The 16,697-nt window shown below is 68.5% G+C and carries 15 protein-coding genes; 13 read left to right on the top strand and 2 right to left on the bottom strand.

What is annotated here, in order from left to right; translation table 11 throughout:
* Position 1 precedes the first annotated feature (1 nt).
* Genes VGH85_16925 through VGH85_16955 form a run of 7 tightly spaced genes read left to right on the top strand, consistent with a single transcriptional unit; the run spans position 2 to position 7,930 of the window.
* Positions 2-1,903: a methyl-accepting chemotaxis protein gene (locus VGH85_16925; GenBank protein HEY2175492.1), complete on the top strand. Its 1,902-nt coding sequence runs from the start codon at positions 2-4 to the stop codon at positions 1,901-1,903.
* Positions 1,900-2,346, top strand: coding sequence for a chemotaxis protein CheW (locus VGH85_16930; GenBank protein ID HEY2175493.1), 447 nt, complete (start codon positions 1,900-1,902; stop codon positions 2,344-2,346). Before VGH85_16925 ends, VGH85_16930 begins: the two co-directional genes overlap by 4 nt.
* The gene (locus VGH85_16935; GenBank protein ID HEY2175494.1) at positions 2,346-4,352 is read left to right on the top strand and encodes a response regulator; all 2,007 of its coding nucleotides are present in this window, start codon (positions 2,346-2,348) and stop codon (positions 4,350-4,352) included. Before VGH85_16930 ends, VGH85_16935 begins: the two co-directional genes overlap by 1 nt.
* Complete coding sequence (locus VGH85_16940; GenBank protein ID HEY2175495.1) at positions 4,349-5,389, top strand: chemotaxis protein CheB; 1,041 nt, start codon at positions 4,349-4,351, stop codon at positions 5,387-5,389. Before VGH85_16935 ends, VGH85_16940 begins: the two co-directional genes overlap by 4 nt.
* Positions 5,386-6,633: a CheR family methyltransferase gene (locus tag VGH85_16945; GenBank protein HEY2175496.1), complete on the top strand. Its 1,248-nt coding sequence runs from the start codon at positions 5,386-5,388 to the stop codon at positions 6,631-6,633. Before VGH85_16940 ends, VGH85_16945 begins: the two co-directional genes overlap by 4 nt.
* The gene (locus VGH85_16950) at positions 6,630-7,010 is read left to right on the top strand and encodes a chemotaxis protein CheW (GenBank protein ID HEY2175497.1); all 381 of its coding nucleotides are present in this window, start codon (positions 6,630-6,632) and stop codon (positions 7,008-7,010) included. Before VGH85_16945 ends, VGH85_16950 begins: the two co-directional genes overlap by 4 nt.
* Positions 7,007-7,930 carry a diguanylate cyclase gene (locus tag VGH85_16955; GenBank protein HEY2175498.1) on the top strand — a complete coding sequence of 308 codons (924 nt, stop codon included), beginning with the start codon at positions 7,007-7,009 and terminating at the stop codon, positions 7,928-7,930. The genes VGH85_16950 and VGH85_16955 overlap by 4 nt, the downstream gene beginning before the upstream one ends.
* A 19-nt stretch (positions 7,931-7,949) precedes the next feature.
* On the opposite strand, the gene VGH85_16960 is transcribed toward VGH85_16955, so the two are convergent.
* Together VGH85_16960 and VGH85_16965 are read right to left on the bottom strand one after the other, a co-directional pair.
* Positions 7,950-9,638 (bottom strand): metallophosphoesterase family protein, encoded by a 1,689-nt coding sequence (locus VGH85_16960; GenBank protein ID HEY2175499.1) that lies wholly within the window; start codon positions 9,636-9,638, stop codon positions 7,950-7,952.
* A gap of 103 nt (positions 9,639-9,741) precedes the next feature.
* Positions 9,742-10,611: a Rieske (2Fe-2S) protein gene (locus tag VGH85_16965; protein ID HEY2175500.1), complete on the bottom strand. Its 870-nt coding sequence runs from the start codon at positions 10,609-10,611 to the stop codon at positions 9,742-9,744.
* Positions 10,612-10,732: 121 nt separating this feature from the next.
* Between VGH85_16965 and VGH85_16970 the strand changes: the two genes are divergently transcribed.
* The 6 genes from VGH85_16970 to VGH85_16995 all read left to right on the top strand — a co-directional run bounded on the left by VGH85_16970 (position 10,733) and on the right by VGH85_16995 (position 16,584).
* Positions 10,733-11,794 carry a DUF2332 domain-containing protein gene (locus VGH85_16970; GenBank protein ID HEY2175501.1) on the top strand — a complete coding sequence of 354 codons (1,062 nt, stop codon included), beginning with the start codon at positions 10,733-10,735 and terminating at the stop codon, positions 11,792-11,794.
* A gap of 291 nt (positions 11,795-12,085) precedes the next feature.
* Complete coding sequence (locus tag VGH85_16975) at positions 12,086-13,480, top strand: MFS transporter (GenBank protein HEY2175502.1); 1,395 nt, start codon at positions 12,086-12,088, stop codon at positions 13,478-13,480.
* Between the two features lie 7 nt (positions 13,481-13,487).
* Entirely contained in the window at positions 13,488-13,829 is a 342-nt protein-coding gene (locus tag VGH85_16980) for a tRNA-binding protein (GenBank protein ID HEY2175503.1), read from the top strand.
* A 67-nt stretch (positions 13,830-13,896) separates the two neighbouring features.
* Positions 13,897-14,700 carry a metalloregulator ArsR/SmtB family transcription factor gene (locus tag VGH85_16985; protein HEY2175504.1) on the top strand — a complete coding sequence of 268 codons (804 nt, stop codon included), beginning with the start codon at positions 13,897-13,899 and terminating at the stop codon, positions 14,698-14,700.
* A 145-nt stretch (positions 14,701-14,845) separates the two neighbouring features.
* On the top strand, positions 14,846-15,259 hold the full coding sequence (locus VGH85_16990; protein HEY2175505.1) for a YciI family protein: 414 nt from the start codon (positions 14,846-14,848) through the stop codon (positions 15,257-15,259).
* A gap of 20 nt (positions 15,260-15,279) precedes the next feature.
* A complete protein-coding gene (locus tag VGH85_16995) occupies positions 15,280-16,584 on the top strand; it encodes an RNA polymerase sigma factor (protein ID HEY2175506.1) in 1,305 nt (434 codons plus the stop codon).
* Positions 16,585-16,697: the final 113 nt, after the last annotated feature.

Consider the following 16,697-nt stretch of genomic DNA (forward strand, 5'->3'; position numbering starts at 1 on the left):
GATGGGCATCAGCGCCGCAGACCAGAGCAAGGTCGGTACGGACGTGCCCTCACCCAGCACCTCGTCGTGGCGCACCTGGCATCGACGCTTCGCCTTCCGGCTGGTGGCGGCGATGCTCCTGGTGTCGTTGCCGTTGATGGTGGTGCTCGCGGTCCTGCTGACCACATCGGCATCGAACAGCATCACGTCACTGGCGCAGAGCAAAGGCGAAAGCCTCGCCCGGGCGGTCGCACTGCGGACGGAGGACTGGCTCGCGGAGCGGCGACAGAGCCTGACGGTGCTCGCTGCGGCCGCAGCCGGTCACATGAGCGGCCCGACGACCGAGTCGACGCTGCGCAAGGTTGACTCCACGTCGGGGGATTACTCGTTGATCGAGATCACCAATCTCGAGGGCAAGGTCCTCTCGTCGAGCCGGCCCGGCGCGAGTGTCGACGTCGCCGGGGAGGACTGGTTCCATGCCGCGGCCGCGGGTCACGCCGTCGTGACCTCGCCCGTACGGCGCGGGGATTCCATCGAATGGATCATCACCGAGCCCATCATCGGAAACAACGGCCGTCAACAGGGGGTCGTGATCGGTGACCTCGATCCGACCGTGCTCACCACGCTCCTCAATCCCGAACTCGGCAAGGGAAGCAACGTCGTCGCCGTCGACCCGCAGCACCGCCTGATCTACAGCACCCGAGACATCGGGAAGGTGAGCGACGACGCCGCCCTGCTCGCGGGCGGATCGCTCAGCACCAAGGTCAACAACTCGGCGACGCAACAGGCAGCCAGCACCGGGGAGCCGGGAGCCACCCAGTTCACCGACCCCCACGGCAAGGAGGTCATCGGCGGGTTCGACGTCGTCGACAATCTGCATTGGACGCTCATCGCCGAAGAGCCCGCCAGCCTGCTGCTCGCGCCGGTCGCCACCCAGCGCCAGCATGCGATTTTGATCGTCGTTCTCGGCGCTGTCCTCATCACGATTGTGTCGATCCTGGTGGCGTGGCGCACGACGCGGCCGATCCTGCGGTTGACCCAGGTCGCGCGCAAGGTGACGGAGGGCGACCTCAATGCCCGCGTGGACCCGTCGGGTTCCAGCGAAGTCGTGCTGCTGGGCGAGTCCTTCAACTCGATGGTGGCCAACTGTCATCGGCTCATCGAGCAGGTCTCGAGCGCCGGCGTCGAGGTGAATACGGCGGCCGCGGAGCTGTCGGCCTCCTCGGATGAGTTGGCGGCCACCACGACCGAGCAGAGCGCGACGGTGACCCAGGCCACGGCGACCACCGAGGAGTTGGCGCGGTCGTCGGCCACGATCGCGGACACGGTCGACGACGTCGCCCAGCAGACCGGCGAGACCCGCGACAACCTCGAACGGGCCGAGGCCGACATCTCCCTCTCCAGTGAGCGGACCCTCGCCCTGGCCGGCCGGGTCGACGACATCGACGCCCTGCTGGATCTGATCAACGACATCGCCGACCAGACCAACCTGCTCGCTCTCAACGCGGCGATCGAGGCGGCGCGGGCCGGCGAGAACGGTCTCGGCTTCGCGGTCGTGGCCGACGAGGTACGCCGGCTGGCCGAGCGCTCCAAGGCCTCTGCCGGCGACATCGCGACGATCGTCGCCGCCATCCAGAACGAATCCAATGCCACGGTCATGGCGATGGAGAAGGGTTCGAAGCAGATGCAGCAGGGCCTGCACCTGCTGGAGGCGGTCACCGACGCCAATGCGCAGGTGCGGCTGACCACGCAGCAGCAACGCAGTGCGACCGCCCAGGTCGTCGAGACCATGGAGCAGCTCACGGATGCCAGCAGGCAGGTGTCCGCGACCGCCCAGCAGATAGCCGCCGCGGCCGGCAACCTCACCGATCTCGCCGGCAACCTCGAGACGACCGCGACTGCTGCGAGCAACGGACACCGATGACGGCCGTGCAGGCACTGGTGCTGCCGGTGGGAAGCGACCTCTATGCCCTGCCCGTCGACTGGGTGCGGGAGGTGGTCGCCACTCCGGCCCTGACCCCGCTGGTCACCGCGCCGGCGCTGGTCCTGGGCCTGTTCAATCTCCGGGGCCAGATCGTTCCGCTGCTCGACACCGCCGCCCTTCTGGGGATCGGCGTGGTGCAGGCAGCCATGTTCGCCGTCGTCGTCAACTGTCCGCAGGGTCCGATCGGACTGGCCGTCACCGGCTTCCCGCAGCGTGGCGTGCTCGATACGCCGGTCGGGCCGTCGGAGCTTCCGGGCACGAGCGGCCTCTACCGGCTCGATCAGCGGGTGGCGGCACTGCTCGATCCGGCGGTCCTGTTGACGGCCGGACGCATCATGGGACCGGAGCTGCGCACCGACTCGCCGGCCGTCGGAGCGGGCTGATGGCCGGGATCGATCCGGACATGCTGCGCGCGTTGTTCGTCCAGGAGGCCGAGGGCCGGCTCGCGGAGCTCGGCAGGTTGCTGTTGCAGCTCGAGCAGGCCGGCGAGGATCCGGACCTGGTGGGGGCAATCTTCCGCGAGATGCACACCCTCAAAGGGTCGTCAGCGGTGGCCGGCCTGGAAGAGGTCACGGGTATCGCGCACCGTCTGGAAGATCTGGTCGACGAACTCCGGTCGGATCAGCGGCCGGTTACCCCCGAGGTGATCGACACGCTGCTGCGCGGTGTCGACCAACTCGGCGCCGCCTTGTCCGCACCGGCCGGCAGCCCACCGCCTCGCAAGCCGGCGCGGGTCGATCGGACCCACACGTCGGTCCGTCCGACTCCGGCACCCGCCGGACCGGCGGCCGATCCACCCGCACCGGCGATCGACGGCGGCGGTGTCATCATGGTGCCGGTCGAGCGCCTGGAAGAGCTCACCCGACTGGTCGGTGAGAGCGCCTCCGCGCATCTGCGGATCGGGCGGATGCTCGAAGACCGGTTCAGCATCGACCCTGCCACCTGCCCCGAGTTCAACGAGCTGTCGCGCTCACTCACCGATCTGCAGGACCGTGCGATGCGCACCCAGATGGTGCCGGTTTCCACCGTGACCGATCAGCTGCAGCGCGCCGTACGCGACCTGGCGCGCACGCATGGCAAGGATGTCCGCTGGGAGACCGAAGGCATGACGACCGAACTGGACCGCGGCGTCCTGCGGCAGCTGTCGGACTCCCTGATGCATCTGGTACGCAACGCCGTCGACCACGGGATCGAATCGCCGGACGGGCGGGAGGCCGCCGGAAAGCCACGGCAGGCGACGCTTCGGCTGCACGCGATGCAACTCGGTTCCGAGGTGATCATTGCGGTGGCCGACGACGGCCGGGGGATCGACGTCGACGACGTGAGCCGACAAGCGCGTGAGAATGGTGTTGACACAGACGGGCTGACCGACGACGAACTGCTCGAGCTGACCTTCGCGCCGGGCTTGTCCACCGCCAAGTTCGTCACGGACGTCTCGGGCCGGGGAGTGGGTCTCGATGCCGTCCGGGCCAGCGTCGAGGCCGCCCACGGACGCGTCGAGGTGCGGTCCACGCCAGGCGAGGGCACTGAATTCAGAATCGTCGTACCCATCACCGTCGCGGTGTTGCGCTGTCTCCTCGTCGAGGCGGGCGGGCAGAACTTCGCGCTGCCGTTCCACCGCGTGTTGTTGTCCCAGGCGCACGCGCCGGCCAAGTTGACGCACAACGAGGGGCGACCGGTGGTGTGGGTCGACGATCAGCCGGTGCCCGTGCAGGGCCTGGCAGAGACGGTCGGGATGGTCAGCGAGGTGACGACCGGACCCGTCGTGGTCCTGGCCGACGCGACCAGGGGACACGCTTTCGCCGTCGATCGGCTGATCGGTCAACGCGACGTGGTCATCAAAGCACTGAACCCGCTGCTACCCCACCTGAGGTCGGTGGCCGGGGCCAGCGTCGAGCCGGACGGTTCGGTGCTCCTCGTACTCGATCCGCCGGGTCTCATCCAACGAGCCCGCCACGCGACCCGACGGAATGGGTTCGCAGCACCTCCCGAACACCACCCGACGATCGCGCACCGTCACAGCGTCCTGGTCGTCGACGACGCACTCACGATCCGTGAGCTACAACGCAACATCCTCGAACGCGCCGGCTTCGACGTACGGGTGGCGACGGACGGAACCCAGGCATTGTCCAGTCTGGCGCAGGCGCCCGCCGATCTGGTGCTCACCGACATCGAAATGCCGAACATGAACGGCTTCGAGCTGACCGAGGCGATTCGGGCCCGTCCTGCGCTGGCCAATATTCCGGTGCTGATTCTCAGCTCCAGGTCGAGTGACGTCGACCGGCAACGGGGACTCGACGTCGGAGCGGACGGATATATCACCAAGAGCGGGTTCGACGAGTCCAGCCTGCTGACGGCCGTAAACCGGCTGCTCGGGAGTCACCCATGACCGCCGGAGCGGGTGCGCACACCGTTCGCGCCGTCGTCGTCCAGGATGTACGGGGGCGCCCGAGCCGGCTGGTCGACGCCCTGTGTGGCGAGGGTGACATCGTCGTCATAGGCCGACCGACGACCTCGGTCGATGCCATCCGGGAAGTGGCGGTGCTCCGTCCCGGTGTCGTCGTCCTCGACCTCCATCTGCCCGACGGTCAGAGCCAGTACGTCATCGAGCAGATCATGGCCCGTAGTCCGACGCCGATCCTGGTCCTGTCGGCACCTGCCGACGACCACCAGGCTCCATCCGCCGTCGATGCCCTGGTCGCCGGCGCTCTGGAGGCCCTTCCCCGCCCGCCCCGGTGGACGCCGGAGCTTGGCGCGGACCTGAGGCGCACGGTACGCAGGATCAGCCGGGTCACGGTGATCCGCCATCCGCGTGGCAGTCGCGCGATCAGCACACGGCACGACGCCGATCCGTCCGGACGCCGGCCCGTCGTCGCGATCGCCGCGTCCACGGGCGGACCCAATGCGCTGGCCGTTCTCCTTGCGGGCCTCGGCGGCCTCCGCGCGCCGGTGCTGGTGGTCCAGCACCTGCATCCCGACTTCATCACCGGACTCGTGGAATGGATGTCGCGCGTATGTCCGCTCCCGGTCGAGACTGCCCGTCATCGGCAGAGCACCCGCCCTGGGCGCGTCTACTTCGCGCCGGGGGAACACCACCTCCACTACTGCGCCAACGGCCGTCTCGAGCTCGCGGCTGCCCCCGCGACGGTGCATCGCCCGTCAGCGGACGAGCTGTTCCGGGCGGTCGCTGCTGGTGCCGGATCCGCGGGAATCGGTGTCCTGTTGACGGGCATGGGCGAGGACGGTGCTGCTGGTCTGCTGGCCATGCATCGGCAGGGCGCAGCCACCCTCGCCCAGGATGAGGCGTCGTCGGCCGTGTTCGGAATGCCGCAGGCCGCGAATCGGCTGGGCGCCGTCACCACTCTGCTTCCGCTCGACAAGCTCGCCGGCGCCATCCAGCAGGCTGTCTGCGAGGTGCTGTCATGAGCCAGGACGGACCGGAGGTCGCCCTCGACCAGGTGGCCGGGCTGCTGGCCGAGGCGATAGGGCTTCGCCCCGACCCGACACTTCGCGGCCGGCTGGGCCGAGCCGTCCGGGACGAGGTGGCCGCACGCGGCGGGGATCTCACGACGTACGCCGCGACTCTGATCACCGACCAGGACGCGATGCAAGGTCTGATCAATCGGATCACCGTGCAGGAGTCGGCGTTCTTCCGCCACCCTCGACACTTCCAGGTGCTTGCCGAGCAGGTCCTCCCGGCGCTCTCGCCACCGGTGACGATCTGGAGCGTGGGTTGCGCCAACGGTCAAGAGGCCTACAGCCTGGCGATGCTGCTCGAGGAGCAGGGTGTCGACGGCCGGGTCATCGCGACCGACGTCTCGACCGCTGCACTGCAGCGAACGGCGGCCGCGCGCTACACCGGTCGCGAGCTGGCGGGCCTGTCACCGCAGCGCATCGCCGACCACCTGACGCGATCGGGCGAGGCGTGGAAGATGAGCCCGTCGATCAGGGCGCGGGTCAGCACCCGGCAATACAACCTTGTCGATCCGCTACCGAGCGAGATCCTCACCTGTCAGGTCGTCTTCTGCCGCAACATCCTCATCTATCTCTCACCCGAACGTGTGTGTGCGTTCCTCGACCAGCTCGCCGACAACCTTCCCTCCACGACCTCCCTGTTCGTCGGTGCCGGTGAAACTCTCCTGCAGGTATCGGACCGCTTCGAAGCCGTCCCGTCAGGGGATACCTTCGTGTATCGGCCGCCTGTGGCCGACGCCGTATCGGCACCGAACACACCGAGGCGTCGACCTGTAGTGGCGAGTTCGCACCGCGCCCCCGTCCCGCGCGTCGCCCGGGACAAGCCGACCACCGCGCCGGAGCGGAGGTCATCGACGGCTGACAGCAGTCGATCGGAGGCGCCGGAGCAGACGGGTACGGCGGCCGCCCTGCTGGCGGCGGCGGGCCAGTCCGCCGTTGCCGCGAACGACTACGACGCGGCCGTCGTGGCATTCCGTAAGTGCGCCTACCTCGAACCGGACGATCCGATGTCCCAGCTACACCTGGGGTTGGCCCTCGAGGGTGCCGGCGATCCCGGCTCTGCGCGACGCGCCTACGCCTCCTCCCGCCGCCTGCTCGAATCCAATCCGTCCCACGATCTCGACGGGATCGAAGGCTATGCGACGGCCGAGCTCCTCCGGCTGCTCGACTTCAAACAGCGGGCGCTCAGCAAATGACGACCATGGTGTGCTTCGAAGCGGCCGGCGAGGACTACTGCCTGCCGGTGCAGGTGACCCGCGCGGTACGGACTGCCGAGACGGTGATCGCGCTGCCCGATCCGGTTCCGGACGTCGTCGGCGTCATCGCGGGCGATCCTCCGCTGACCGTGATCTCCGCGTTGCAGTCGAAGGGCATGCAGATCCTCGTCGTTGACACCGGCGAGAAGACCTTCGGTCTGCTCGTCGACAAGGTCACCGGCCTGCTGCGCGTCGATGACGATCTGATCCGACCCGCACCGCCCGGACAACAGTCTCCGCTCATCTCCGGAACTCTCGACGCCGAAGGCCACCCCGTACTCGTGGCAGATCCCATCGCATTGGCAGGACGACTATGACGATCGCACATGTGCTCATCGCCGACGATTCCCTCGTCATCCGGACGGTGGTCCGGACCCAGCTCGAGGAGAAGGACTATCGCGTCAGCGAAGCCGGCAACGGAATCGCGACGCTCGAGCAGTGCCGCCTCGACCCACCGGACGTCGTTCTGCTCGACATCGAGATGCCCGGACTCGACGGATACGAGGTGCTGTCCGAGCTCAAGGCCGACGCCCGGCTGCGGAATATCCCGGTCGTGTTCCTCACCGGTCGCAGCGACATGCGAGACCTCCTCGCGGGGCTGCGCGGCGGTGCCCACGACTACCTCAAGAAGCCCTTTCACGGCGCCGAACTGCTCGCGCGGGTCGGAGCCGCCGCGAACGTCAAGAAACTGCAGGACCAACTCGAGGAACGTAACGCCGATCTCGAACTGATGAGCCGCACCGACGGGCTGACCGGGCTGTACAACCGCAGACATCTCGACGATGAGCTGGTGCGCCGGCGCAACGACGCGCAACGCCATCAGGAGCCGCTCTGCCTGTTGCTCCTCGACATCGACCACTTCAAACACGTCAACGACACGTACGGTCACTCGACCGGCGACCTGGTCCTGCGCGCGTTCGCCGCCCGGCTCCAGGCGGAGCTACGCGCCGGCGACGTCGCCGGTCGGTGGGGCGGGGACGAGTTTCTGGTGATCCTGCCGCACACCGACCTCGCCGGCGGCCTGGAACTCGCCGAGCGGATCCGCGGCGCGATGGCGTCCGACAGCATCGAGGCCGCGGGGAAGGACATCAGCGTGACCGTGAGCGGGGGCTGTGCGCTCGGCGCGGTCGGCGACTCCGCGGACGCCGTACTCGACCTCGCCGACAACTGCCTCTACGAGGTGAAGGTCGCGGGCCGGAATCAGATCGTGACGGCCAAGCTCCCCGCGCGCACCTGATACCCGTCCTCGCCCATGATCAAGAGGGGATTCGTACGGCGTTTCGTGTCGAGATCCCCTCTTGATCACGGGTGGGGGGTGGGGCGTCGGCGCGGGGGCGACGCAGCGTGAAGGTCTCGAACGGCTGCAGCTGGCCGTACGGGCCCGTCACGTCGTAGTAGGTGACCGTGATCGAGGTGTGCCCGGAACGGCGGCTCCCGGGGTCGACGGTGAACGCCGCGAAGCCGTAGGAGTGCGCCGCGTCGCGGACCGCCGACCAGGGCGCGTTCTCGTGCACGTAGACCGGCGGCCGCTTTCCGGTGGTCGGGTCGGGGTCGCCGACTGCGGTGATCACCCGGCAGGCGGGCGGGGTGAAGAAGAGCTTGTTCGACGGCGCCGACGTACCCCCGCCGCCGAGCACCATGTGCACCGTGCCCGCGTCGGTGTCGACGACATCGGTACGGCTGGAGACCGGGACCGGGGTGCGGGTGGCGTTCTTCTGCTGACCGAGGATGGGGTGGGATCGCTCGTAGTGGTGTTCGTGACCGCACACCACCAGGTCGACGCCGTACTTGTCGAAGAGCGGCACCCATTCCTGCCGGATGCCCAGGTCGGCGCCGTTGAACTGGTCCGCCGTGCTGATCACCACCTGATGCATGCAGACGACGATCCAGTCGATGTCCCGGTCGGCGCGGGTCGTCGCGAGTTCCTGCTCGAGCCAGGCCTTCTGTGCACCGTGGGAGTAGCCGCGGACGTAGCTGCTGCCGGCGTCCTGATAACAGACGTCGTCGTTTGCCAGGCTGATGACCCGCACCGATCCGGCCGTGAACGAGTACCACAGGCCGCGGGTGGTCGCGTCCTGTCCCGGGGTCGGCGGCACCGAGAAGTAGGTCTGGTAGGCGGCGTACCCGATCGGCCCGTTGCCGAGTTCGTTCTCATGGTTCCCGGCCGCCGGCATCCAGGGCCGGTGCCGCGCGCTGCGGGTGTTGTTCTCCCAGAAGTCCGACCAGGTGCGCACCCGGTCGGTGGCGAGGTTGGCGTAGCAGAGGTCACCGTTGAAGAGGTGGAAGAGCGGGCCGACCCGCTCCACGCCGGAGGTGACGTCGCCGGCGGCGGGCGAACCGAGGTTGTCGTTGACGTACGGCGGACTCGGGATCGTCACACCGGCCGGCGGAGTGAAGACCTTGCCGAGGGTGGGCGTTCCTTGGTCGCCGAAGCTGGTGAAGGTGAACGCGGCCCGTCCGCGAGGGCCGGTGCGGAACGATCCCAGCTCCGGCTCGGCGCCGTCGTGGACGGCGGCGTACATGTAGCCGGTGTCGGCGTGGAGCCCGTCGATGCGCGCGTGGTGGGCGTAGACGACCTGCGTGGACTGGTCGTCGGTGTACGACGTGGTGTCCGCGCCGACGGTGCGTTCATAGCGGTGCCCGGTCCGCGCGGTCAGCACCCGGGGGTGGCGCACCGGTTGGAGGGTGTGCCAGGAGACGACGACCTCGCGTGACGCGTCGGCACCGAACTGCGTGTGCAATCCCGAGACGCGGGGGTCCGCAACCGGATCCGATGACGACGGGCCGAGGGCCCCGGCCGCCGCGGCAGCCGCCGAACCGCCGCCGAGCAGCGTTCCCGCCGCGATGCCGGCGCCGCCAACGGCCGCGGCGGCGAGCAGGCTACGTCGGGTCAGGCCGACGTCGGAGTCGGAGTGGTCGTCGGGCGGCGGGCTGATATCGGTCACGGCATGCAGTCTGGCGACGATGCCTTGCCGCCACCACAACGTGATGGTGAACGGCTCGCCAACTCATGAGTTGCGATCGCAGCGCCTCGCTTCGCCGCCGCCGTCAGCCGGCGCCGCGAAGCCGGACCTGCAGCTGGCCCGCGCGGACCCGGGTCTCGAAAGCCGGCTGAGAAGCCGTCGCCGGACCGCGCACCACCCTGCCGTCGTCGAGCCGGAAGGTGCTCTGGTGCCACGGGCAGACGACGCACGGCGCGCCCCTGATCTCCACGACCGCGCCCTCGTCGAGCGGGCCGGACAGATGGCTGCACTGCGCCGCCAGCACCCGGGCCTTCCGGCCGGATCGCACGACGACGAGCGGTACGTCGAACAGCGCACGACGTGCCGGCTTGCCCTTCGGGAGGTCGGCGAACACTCCGACCTTGTGCCAGCCCGGCCGGATGAGATGGGGCACCTGCTCGGCATGGTTTGCGCCGGCAGCCTGACGGAAGGCGAGGTGGCCTCCGATGAGTCCGCTGGTCCCGATCGTCGCGAGCCCGGCGAAACCGAGGGCCTTCCCCAGGCCGACGTGACCACGACAACGGGCCAGCAGCGACCCGGCGTAGAGCCAGATCGAGGCGACGTTTCCGGCCCAGTGCACCACGCCCACCCGCATCTGCTGCTCGTGCAGGTCGGCCCAGTCGACGGCGCCGGCGGCCGCGGCCGGCAGCGCGCCGGCCAACCCGACCACGATCAGGCCGCGAGCCTGCCGCTCGCCACCGGTGGCGTCGAGCACGCCGGCCGACACGAACGCGCCGATCGGTAGCTGGACGAGCGCCGGGTGAGCGGGGTGACCGAGCCACACTCCGTGCAGCGCATCCCGGATGGGGCCGGCCGGCACGACGCCGTGGACCACACGCTGGCCGACGCGCACGATCCGATCGAGGGTCTCGGCCTTCTCGATCCGCTCAAGCAGACTCGTCGGTCCGATCGGCATGCAGTCTCCATCTCCGCGCCACCTGCGGTTCTGCGAGTGGTCACTCCCCGGTCTCCAGGGTAGGAAGCCTGCCCGACTCGGGAGCAGAAAACCACGCCGCGAGGCACATAAACTCGGCCGGGTGATCGATCGCGCGGTGGTACGACGGGCCTTCGACCGTCCGCGCGAGTTCACGTCGTCGCCGCTGTATCGCGCGTTGAGTCGCACGGTGGTCGATGACGAGCGGCTGCTCGACCTGGCGTCCCGCGGTACGGCGGGGCAATATCCCACCTTCCTGTTCTTCGGCGCGATCCACCTCATGTTGCTGGCCGGCGTCGATCACCCGCTGGCCCGGTTCTATCCCTCGGTCGTGGCCGGCGCCGCCCCTCCGGACGGCGCCGGTCCGGCGCTTGTCTCGTTCTGTACGGCGTACGAGGAGCGGCTGAGCGAGCTGATCAGCACGCGGTTGGTGCAGACGAACCACGTGCAGCGTGCCCTCGGTTTGCGGATCGGGCTTGCCGCGATCGCTCGAGACACCAGCACACCACTACATCTGATCGAGGTCGGCGCGAGCGCGGGCCTGAACCTGCGGTTCGATCGATATGGCTACCGGATCGCGGGCCGGGCGTTCGGTGACCCGACAAGTGGAGTCCAGATCGTCGCCGATGCATACGGTCCGACGCCGGTCCCCGACCTCGACGTCCTGCCCGCCGTCGCCTCCAGGTCCGGTGTCGATCTGCATCCGATCGACCCGCGCAACCCTGATGCTCGCGCCTGGCTGGAGGCACTGATCTGGCCGGAAAATCGGCACCAGCGTGCATTGCTCGCCGCTGCGCTCCGAGTTGTCGACGCCCATCCGGTCACGATCCATCCGGGCGACGCCATCGACGTCCTTCCCGTGCTGGCCGACTCGCTTCCGGTCGGTGAGCCCCGGATCGTTTTCCACTCCGCCACCCGACTGCATGTCCCCGCCGATCGCCGACCCGCATTCGACGACGCGATCCTGGCATGTGGTCGCACCGGGTCGCTGTGGTGGCTGTCCGTCGAGGACGCGCCGGATTCGACCGTTAATCCGGCGCGTTCTGGAACCGCGTTGAAAGTGCGCGCTCCCGACGGCGACACGACGACCATCGCTGTGCTCGACGGGCATCTGGGTTGGGTCCAGATGCTTCCTGGATCAGCGCCCGGCGTCACCAGCGGGTAGTCGTCAGGTCACTAGTCACATCATTGAACGGTTTCAATCATGGCGACGCATTTGGGTGCTGAAGCGCAGCTCACGAGCGCGGTCCAGACCTCTCGATTCTGCAAAAAGCGGTTGATTCTCCGCCTGTTTTTCTCGAATTGGTGCGCGCCGACGGCTTGACCGTGCGGACCGGGCGCTTCTAGGGTTCGCCGCTGAACGGTTTCAGGAGGCCCGAAGCGGGAACGCCTGGCCACAATGCTGTTTCGCTAGCCGCGCCTCATGGCGCCCGAGGCGACGGAGACAGGAGAAGACGTGACTGCTCAGCGCGACGTCGAGACCAACGTCGACCAACACGGCCACGCGGTAACGAAGCAACAGTGGCGCTGGTCCGTTCTTGCCGGGATGGCGTCCTTCCTCGACGCCGGATCGATCGTGGCACTGGGTGCCAGTCTCGCGCTGTGGAAGACCTACCTCGGGATGAGTACGTCGTTGGTCGGCACGCTCGCGGCTCTCGGACCGAACGCGATCGGATGTGCGGTCGGCGCGTTGATCGGTGGCCGGCTCGGCGACCTGCTGGGGCGCAAGCTCATCTACCAATACGACCTGATGGTCTACGCGTTCGGGGTCATGCTGATCGCCTGCTCGGTGAACATCCCGATGCTCCTGATCGGCACCATCATCGTCGGCATCGCCGTCGGCGCGGACGTCCCGACATCGCTCGCCCTCGTCGGCGAGTTCTCCCCGGCCAGGGCGCGCGGCAAGCTGCTCGGCTTCTCGCAGGTGGCATGGAACAGCGGGCCGATCGTCGTGCTGCTGCTCGCATTGGCCACCACCCCGTTCGGCACCTGGGGCGGTCGCATCCTCTTCCTGATGCTGTTCGTCGTTGCGGTCGTCACCTATCTGCTGCGTCGGGGCATGGTGGAATCTGCGCGGTGGGCCGCTGCGGCCGGAACGATGGAGACCTCGGACGCGTCGGCGGAGAGCGAGCAGCCCGAGTCGGCGCCGATCCCGCGCAACGCCTCCTCAGTCAGCAAGGTGGGCCAGCTGTTCCGGGGCAACAACCTGAAGGCGCTCGTGTGGACGGCGATCATCTACGTCTTCTGGAACATCGCGGCCGGCACGACCGGCATCTTCACGCCGTACATCATCACCACGCTGCACGCCGGGAGTCAGGCCGCGAGTGTCGCCCTGTCGTGCGCCGGCTTCGTCATCGGCGTCCTGGCGACGATCTTCATCTTCATGCCGCTCAACGACCGGACCCACGGCACCCGCAAACGGCTGTGGGGCATCGGGGCCATCATGCAGGTGGCCGCGTGGGGCGCGTATCTGGTGCTGCCGTTCAGCATCCCGGTGATCGTCGCCAACATCTTCCTCTTCGGGGTCGGCGGTGCACTCGCCGGCGAGGCGTTCTACAAGGTCGTGAGCCAGGAACTCTTCCCGACCATGTTGCGCGGCACCGCGCAAGGAGTCACCTTCGGGACAGCACGGCTGTGTCTCGGGATCTGGAGCTTCTTCGTTCCGGCGCTCGCGTCGGTCGGGATCCGTCCGGTCGCCGCCATTCTTGCGGCGTTCCTCGCGATCAGTGGTGTCGCGGGCTACTTCTGGATGCCCGACACCTGCGGCAAGTCGTTGGAGGACATCGAGCGGGAACGGGAGATCGGCGAGCACAGCTCCCAGCCCTCGTCGTCCGCGGTCCGCGCTGCATGATCGGACGGTGACCACCGAAACCATCGAGTTCGACGACTTCACCCGCGTCGATCTCCGCATCGGCACCGTGACCGCAGCCCAACCCAACGCGAATGCACGCAAGCCCGCCTACGTCCTGACGATCGATCTCGGCCCGCTGGGGACCAGGACGTCGAGCGCACAGATCACCGACCACTACACGGTCGACGACCTGGTCGGCACGCAGGTGCTCTGCGTCTGCAACTTCGCGCCGAAACGGATCGCCGGGATCAAGTCCGAGGTGCTCGTGGTCGGCGGGCTCGACGCGGAGGACCGGGTCGTCCTCGCCGGCTTCGGCCACCCCGTCCCGGACGGCACACCGCTGCGCTGAGGCGGGTACTCCGACCCTTGACATTGGGCAGGTAAACGCCTGCATAATGTCCGGCGTGGCCGATGAGATGGACCAGGTGTTCCGGGCGCTCGCCGACCCCACCCGTCGGCACGTGCTCGACCGGTTGCACGAGCGCAACGGGCAGACCTTGGGCGAGCTGTGCGAGGACCTCGACATGGCTCGTCAGTCAGCGACGCAGCACCTGGCCGTTCTCGAGGCGGCCAACCTCATCAGCACGGTCCGGCAGGGTCGGACAAAGCTGCACTACCTCAACCCGGTTCCCCTCCATCAGATCCAGGACCGATGGATCGACAAGTTCGAGCGTCCTCGACTGCGGGCGCTCAACGCCGTGAAGAGACAAGCAGAGGAGCACCTCATGGCCGACAGGCCCACCTTCGTCTACGTGACCTACATCCACAGCACGCCAAAGGAGGTCTGGCATGCCCTGACCGACGCGGACCTGACAGCGGAGTACTGGGGGCACAGCAACGTTTCCGACTGGCAGCCCGGATCCGGGTGGGAGCACCGGCGCACCGACGGCTCCGGGATCGCTGACGTCGTCGGCACCGTCCTCGAGGCCGTTCCGCCCGAGCGACTGGTGATGAGTTTCGGCGGCCCCGGCGCGCAGCCGGCCGACGGACCGTCCCAGGTCACGTTCGACATCGAGCCCTATGAAGAGATCGTCAAGCTCACCGTCACCCACGAAAACCTCGCAGACCGGGCCGAATACGACGCAGCATCCGCCGGTTGGCCCGCCGTGCTCGCCAACCTCAAGTCTCTGCTGGAGACCGGACACGTGCTTCCGCAGGCCCCCTGGGAGATGCATGGCGAACAGCGGGCGGCGAACATGGCGAAGAACGACGCACGGTGACCACGGGTGGACCGAAAGGCGCCGTCAAATTCTCCTGAACGTCATGTCGAAACAGCGCTCCACTGTTCGACGCACTGGTAGAGGTTGGGCTTCACACCCGTCGACAGCGTCGGGGGCCCACTCGGACGGACGAGGAGATACCGCGATGCGATTCATGATGTTCATCTACCCGGGCATCGAAGACGAGGCGAACTGGAACCCCAGCGCCGAGGATGTCGCCGCGATGACGGCGTACAACGAGAAGCTGACCCAGGCCGGCGTACTCCTGGCCCTCGACGGGCTGCACCCGTCGGCCGAGGGCGCGCGGGTCACGTACCCCGGCGGCAAGGCCAAGGTGACCGACGGGCCCTTCGCCGAGGCGAAGGAGCTGATCGGTGGCTACTGGCTGATCCAGGCGAAGTCCAAGGAAGAGGCCGTGGAGTGGGCGTCGCGCTGTCCCTGCACCGAGGGTGCGGTGGTCGAGGTACGCCGCGTCTTTGAGATGTCGGACTTCCCGGCCGACGTCCAGGAGGCGGCCACGTTGTCCTCGACTCCGCCTCAGCAGACGGCCAGCGCCTAGTTCGTTCCGGCGTGGACGACGTGGGCGACGCATCCGAGGACCGCACGGCGGGCGCAGCAGCCGCCCGCCGTGCGGTGGAGGCCGTCTGGCGGATCGAATCGGCCCGGGTGATCGCCGGCCTCGCGCGACTGCTGCGCGACGTGGGCCTGGCCGAGGATCTCGCCCAGGACGCACTGGTCGCCGCGTTGGAGACGTGGCCGAAGACAGGTGTGCCGGACAACCCGGGGGCCTGGCTCATGGCCACCGGGAGGAGGCGTGCGATCGACCTCATCCGCCGGAACCGGCGGCTGGAGGACAAGCAGCAGGAACTCGCCCGCGACCTCGCGATCCAGCTCGCGATGGGGAGCGCGGATCTCGATGCGGCACTCGACGACGACATCGGCGACGACCTGCTGAGTCTGATCTTCACCTGCTGCCACCCGGTGCTGTCCACGGAGGCGCGCGTCGCGCTGACGCTGCGCATGCTCGGCGGGCTCACCACGCCGGAGATCGCCCGGGCCTACCTCGTGCCGGAGTCGACGGTCGCCCAGCGCATCGTCCGGGCGAAGCGGACCCTCGCCGAGGCGCACGTCCCCTTCGAGGCGCCGACCGGCGCCGACCGCACCGACCGGCTGGGGTCGGTGCTCGAAGTCGTCTACCTCATCTTCAACGAGGGCTATTCGGCGACGGCCGGCGACGACTGGCTGCGCCCGGGACTGTGTGAGGACGCCCTGCGCTTCGGCCGGATCCTCGCCGGGTTGACGCCGCGCGAGCCGGAGGTCCACGGCCTCGTCGCGTTGATGGAGATCCAGGCCTCGCGCACCGCGGCGCGGATCGGGCCGTCGGGCGAAGCTGTTTTGCTCCTCGATCAGGACCGCGCGCGATGGGACCAGATGCTCATCCGGCGTGGCCTCGCGGCGCTGGAGCGTGCCCAGGATCTGGGTGGTGCCTTCGGGCCGTACGCCCTGCAAGCGGCGATTGCGGCCTGTCACGTCCGGGCACGCACCGCCGCCGACACGGACTGGGAGCGCCTCGCGGCGCTCTACGACGCCCTGGCCCAGCTCGCTCCCTCGCCGGTCGTGCAACTCAACCGTGCGGTCGCCGTCTCGATGGCCTTCGGACCGCAGGCCGGTCTCGACCTCGTCGACGTACTGGAGTCCGACGGGACGCTCGACGGCTACCACCTCCTCCCGAGCGTCCGCGGCGATCTGCTCGCCAAGCTCGGTCGCCTCGACGAGGCCCGAGCGGACTTCGAGCGGGCCGCGGCGCTGACTCGCAACACCCGCGAGCGCGATCTGCTCCAGCAGCGCGCGGCCGAGTGTGCGCGCGGAGCGGCCGGGCACTGAGCCCCGCGGTGTGTTAATTCGAGGTATCTGGTGGGCAGCACATCTTGACGCTGCGGGTCCGGCCGTGTGTTCTGTGACGGCCCGTGATCTCGCACGGGCCGGCTCGAGTCGGC

The organism is Mycobacteriales bacterium, assembly GCA_036497565.1.
Lineage (GTDB): Bacteria > Actinomycetota > Actinomycetes > Mycobacteriales > QHCD01 > DASXJE01.

Bases quoted from the DNA above. Each gene is read 5' to 3' on its own strand.
- VGH85_16925 (HEY2175492.1), top strand. From the start codon at position 2: ATGGGCATCAGCGCCGCAGACCAGAGCAAGGTCGGTACGGACGTGCCC.
- VGH85_16930 (HEY2175493.1), top strand. From the start codon at position 1,900: ATGACGGCCGTGCAGGCACTGGTGCTGCCGGTGGGAAGCGACCTCTAT.
- VGH85_16935 (HEY2175494.1), top strand. From the start codon at position 2,346: ATGGCCGGGATCGATCCGGACATGCTGCGCGCGTTGTTCGTCCAGGAG.
- VGH85_16940 (HEY2175495.1), top strand. From the start codon at position 4,349: ATGACCGCCGGAGCGGGTGCGCACACCGTTCGCGCCGTCGTCGTCCAG.
- VGH85_16945 (HEY2175496.1), top strand. From the start codon at position 5,386: ATGAGCCAGGACGGACCGGAGGTCGCCCTCGACCAGGTGGCCGGGCTG.
- VGH85_16950 (HEY2175497.1), top strand. From the start codon at position 6,630: ATGACGACCATGGTGTGCTTCGAAGCGGCCGGCGAGGACTACTGCCTG.
- VGH85_16955 (HEY2175498.1), top strand. From the start codon at position 7,007: ATGACGATCGCACATGTGCTCATCGCCGACGATTCCCTCGTCATCCGG.
- VGH85_16965 (HEY2175500.1), bottom strand. From the start codon at position 10,611: ATGCCGATCGGACCGACGAGTCTGCTTGAGCGGATCGAGAAGGCCGAG.
- VGH85_16985 (HEY2175504.1), top strand. From the start codon at position 13,897: ATGGACCAGGTGTTCCGGGCGCTCGCCGACCCCACCCGTCGGCACGTG.
- VGH85_16990 (HEY2175505.1), top strand. From the start codon at position 14,846: ATGCGATTCATGATGTTCATCTACCCGGGCATCGAAGACGAGGCGAAC.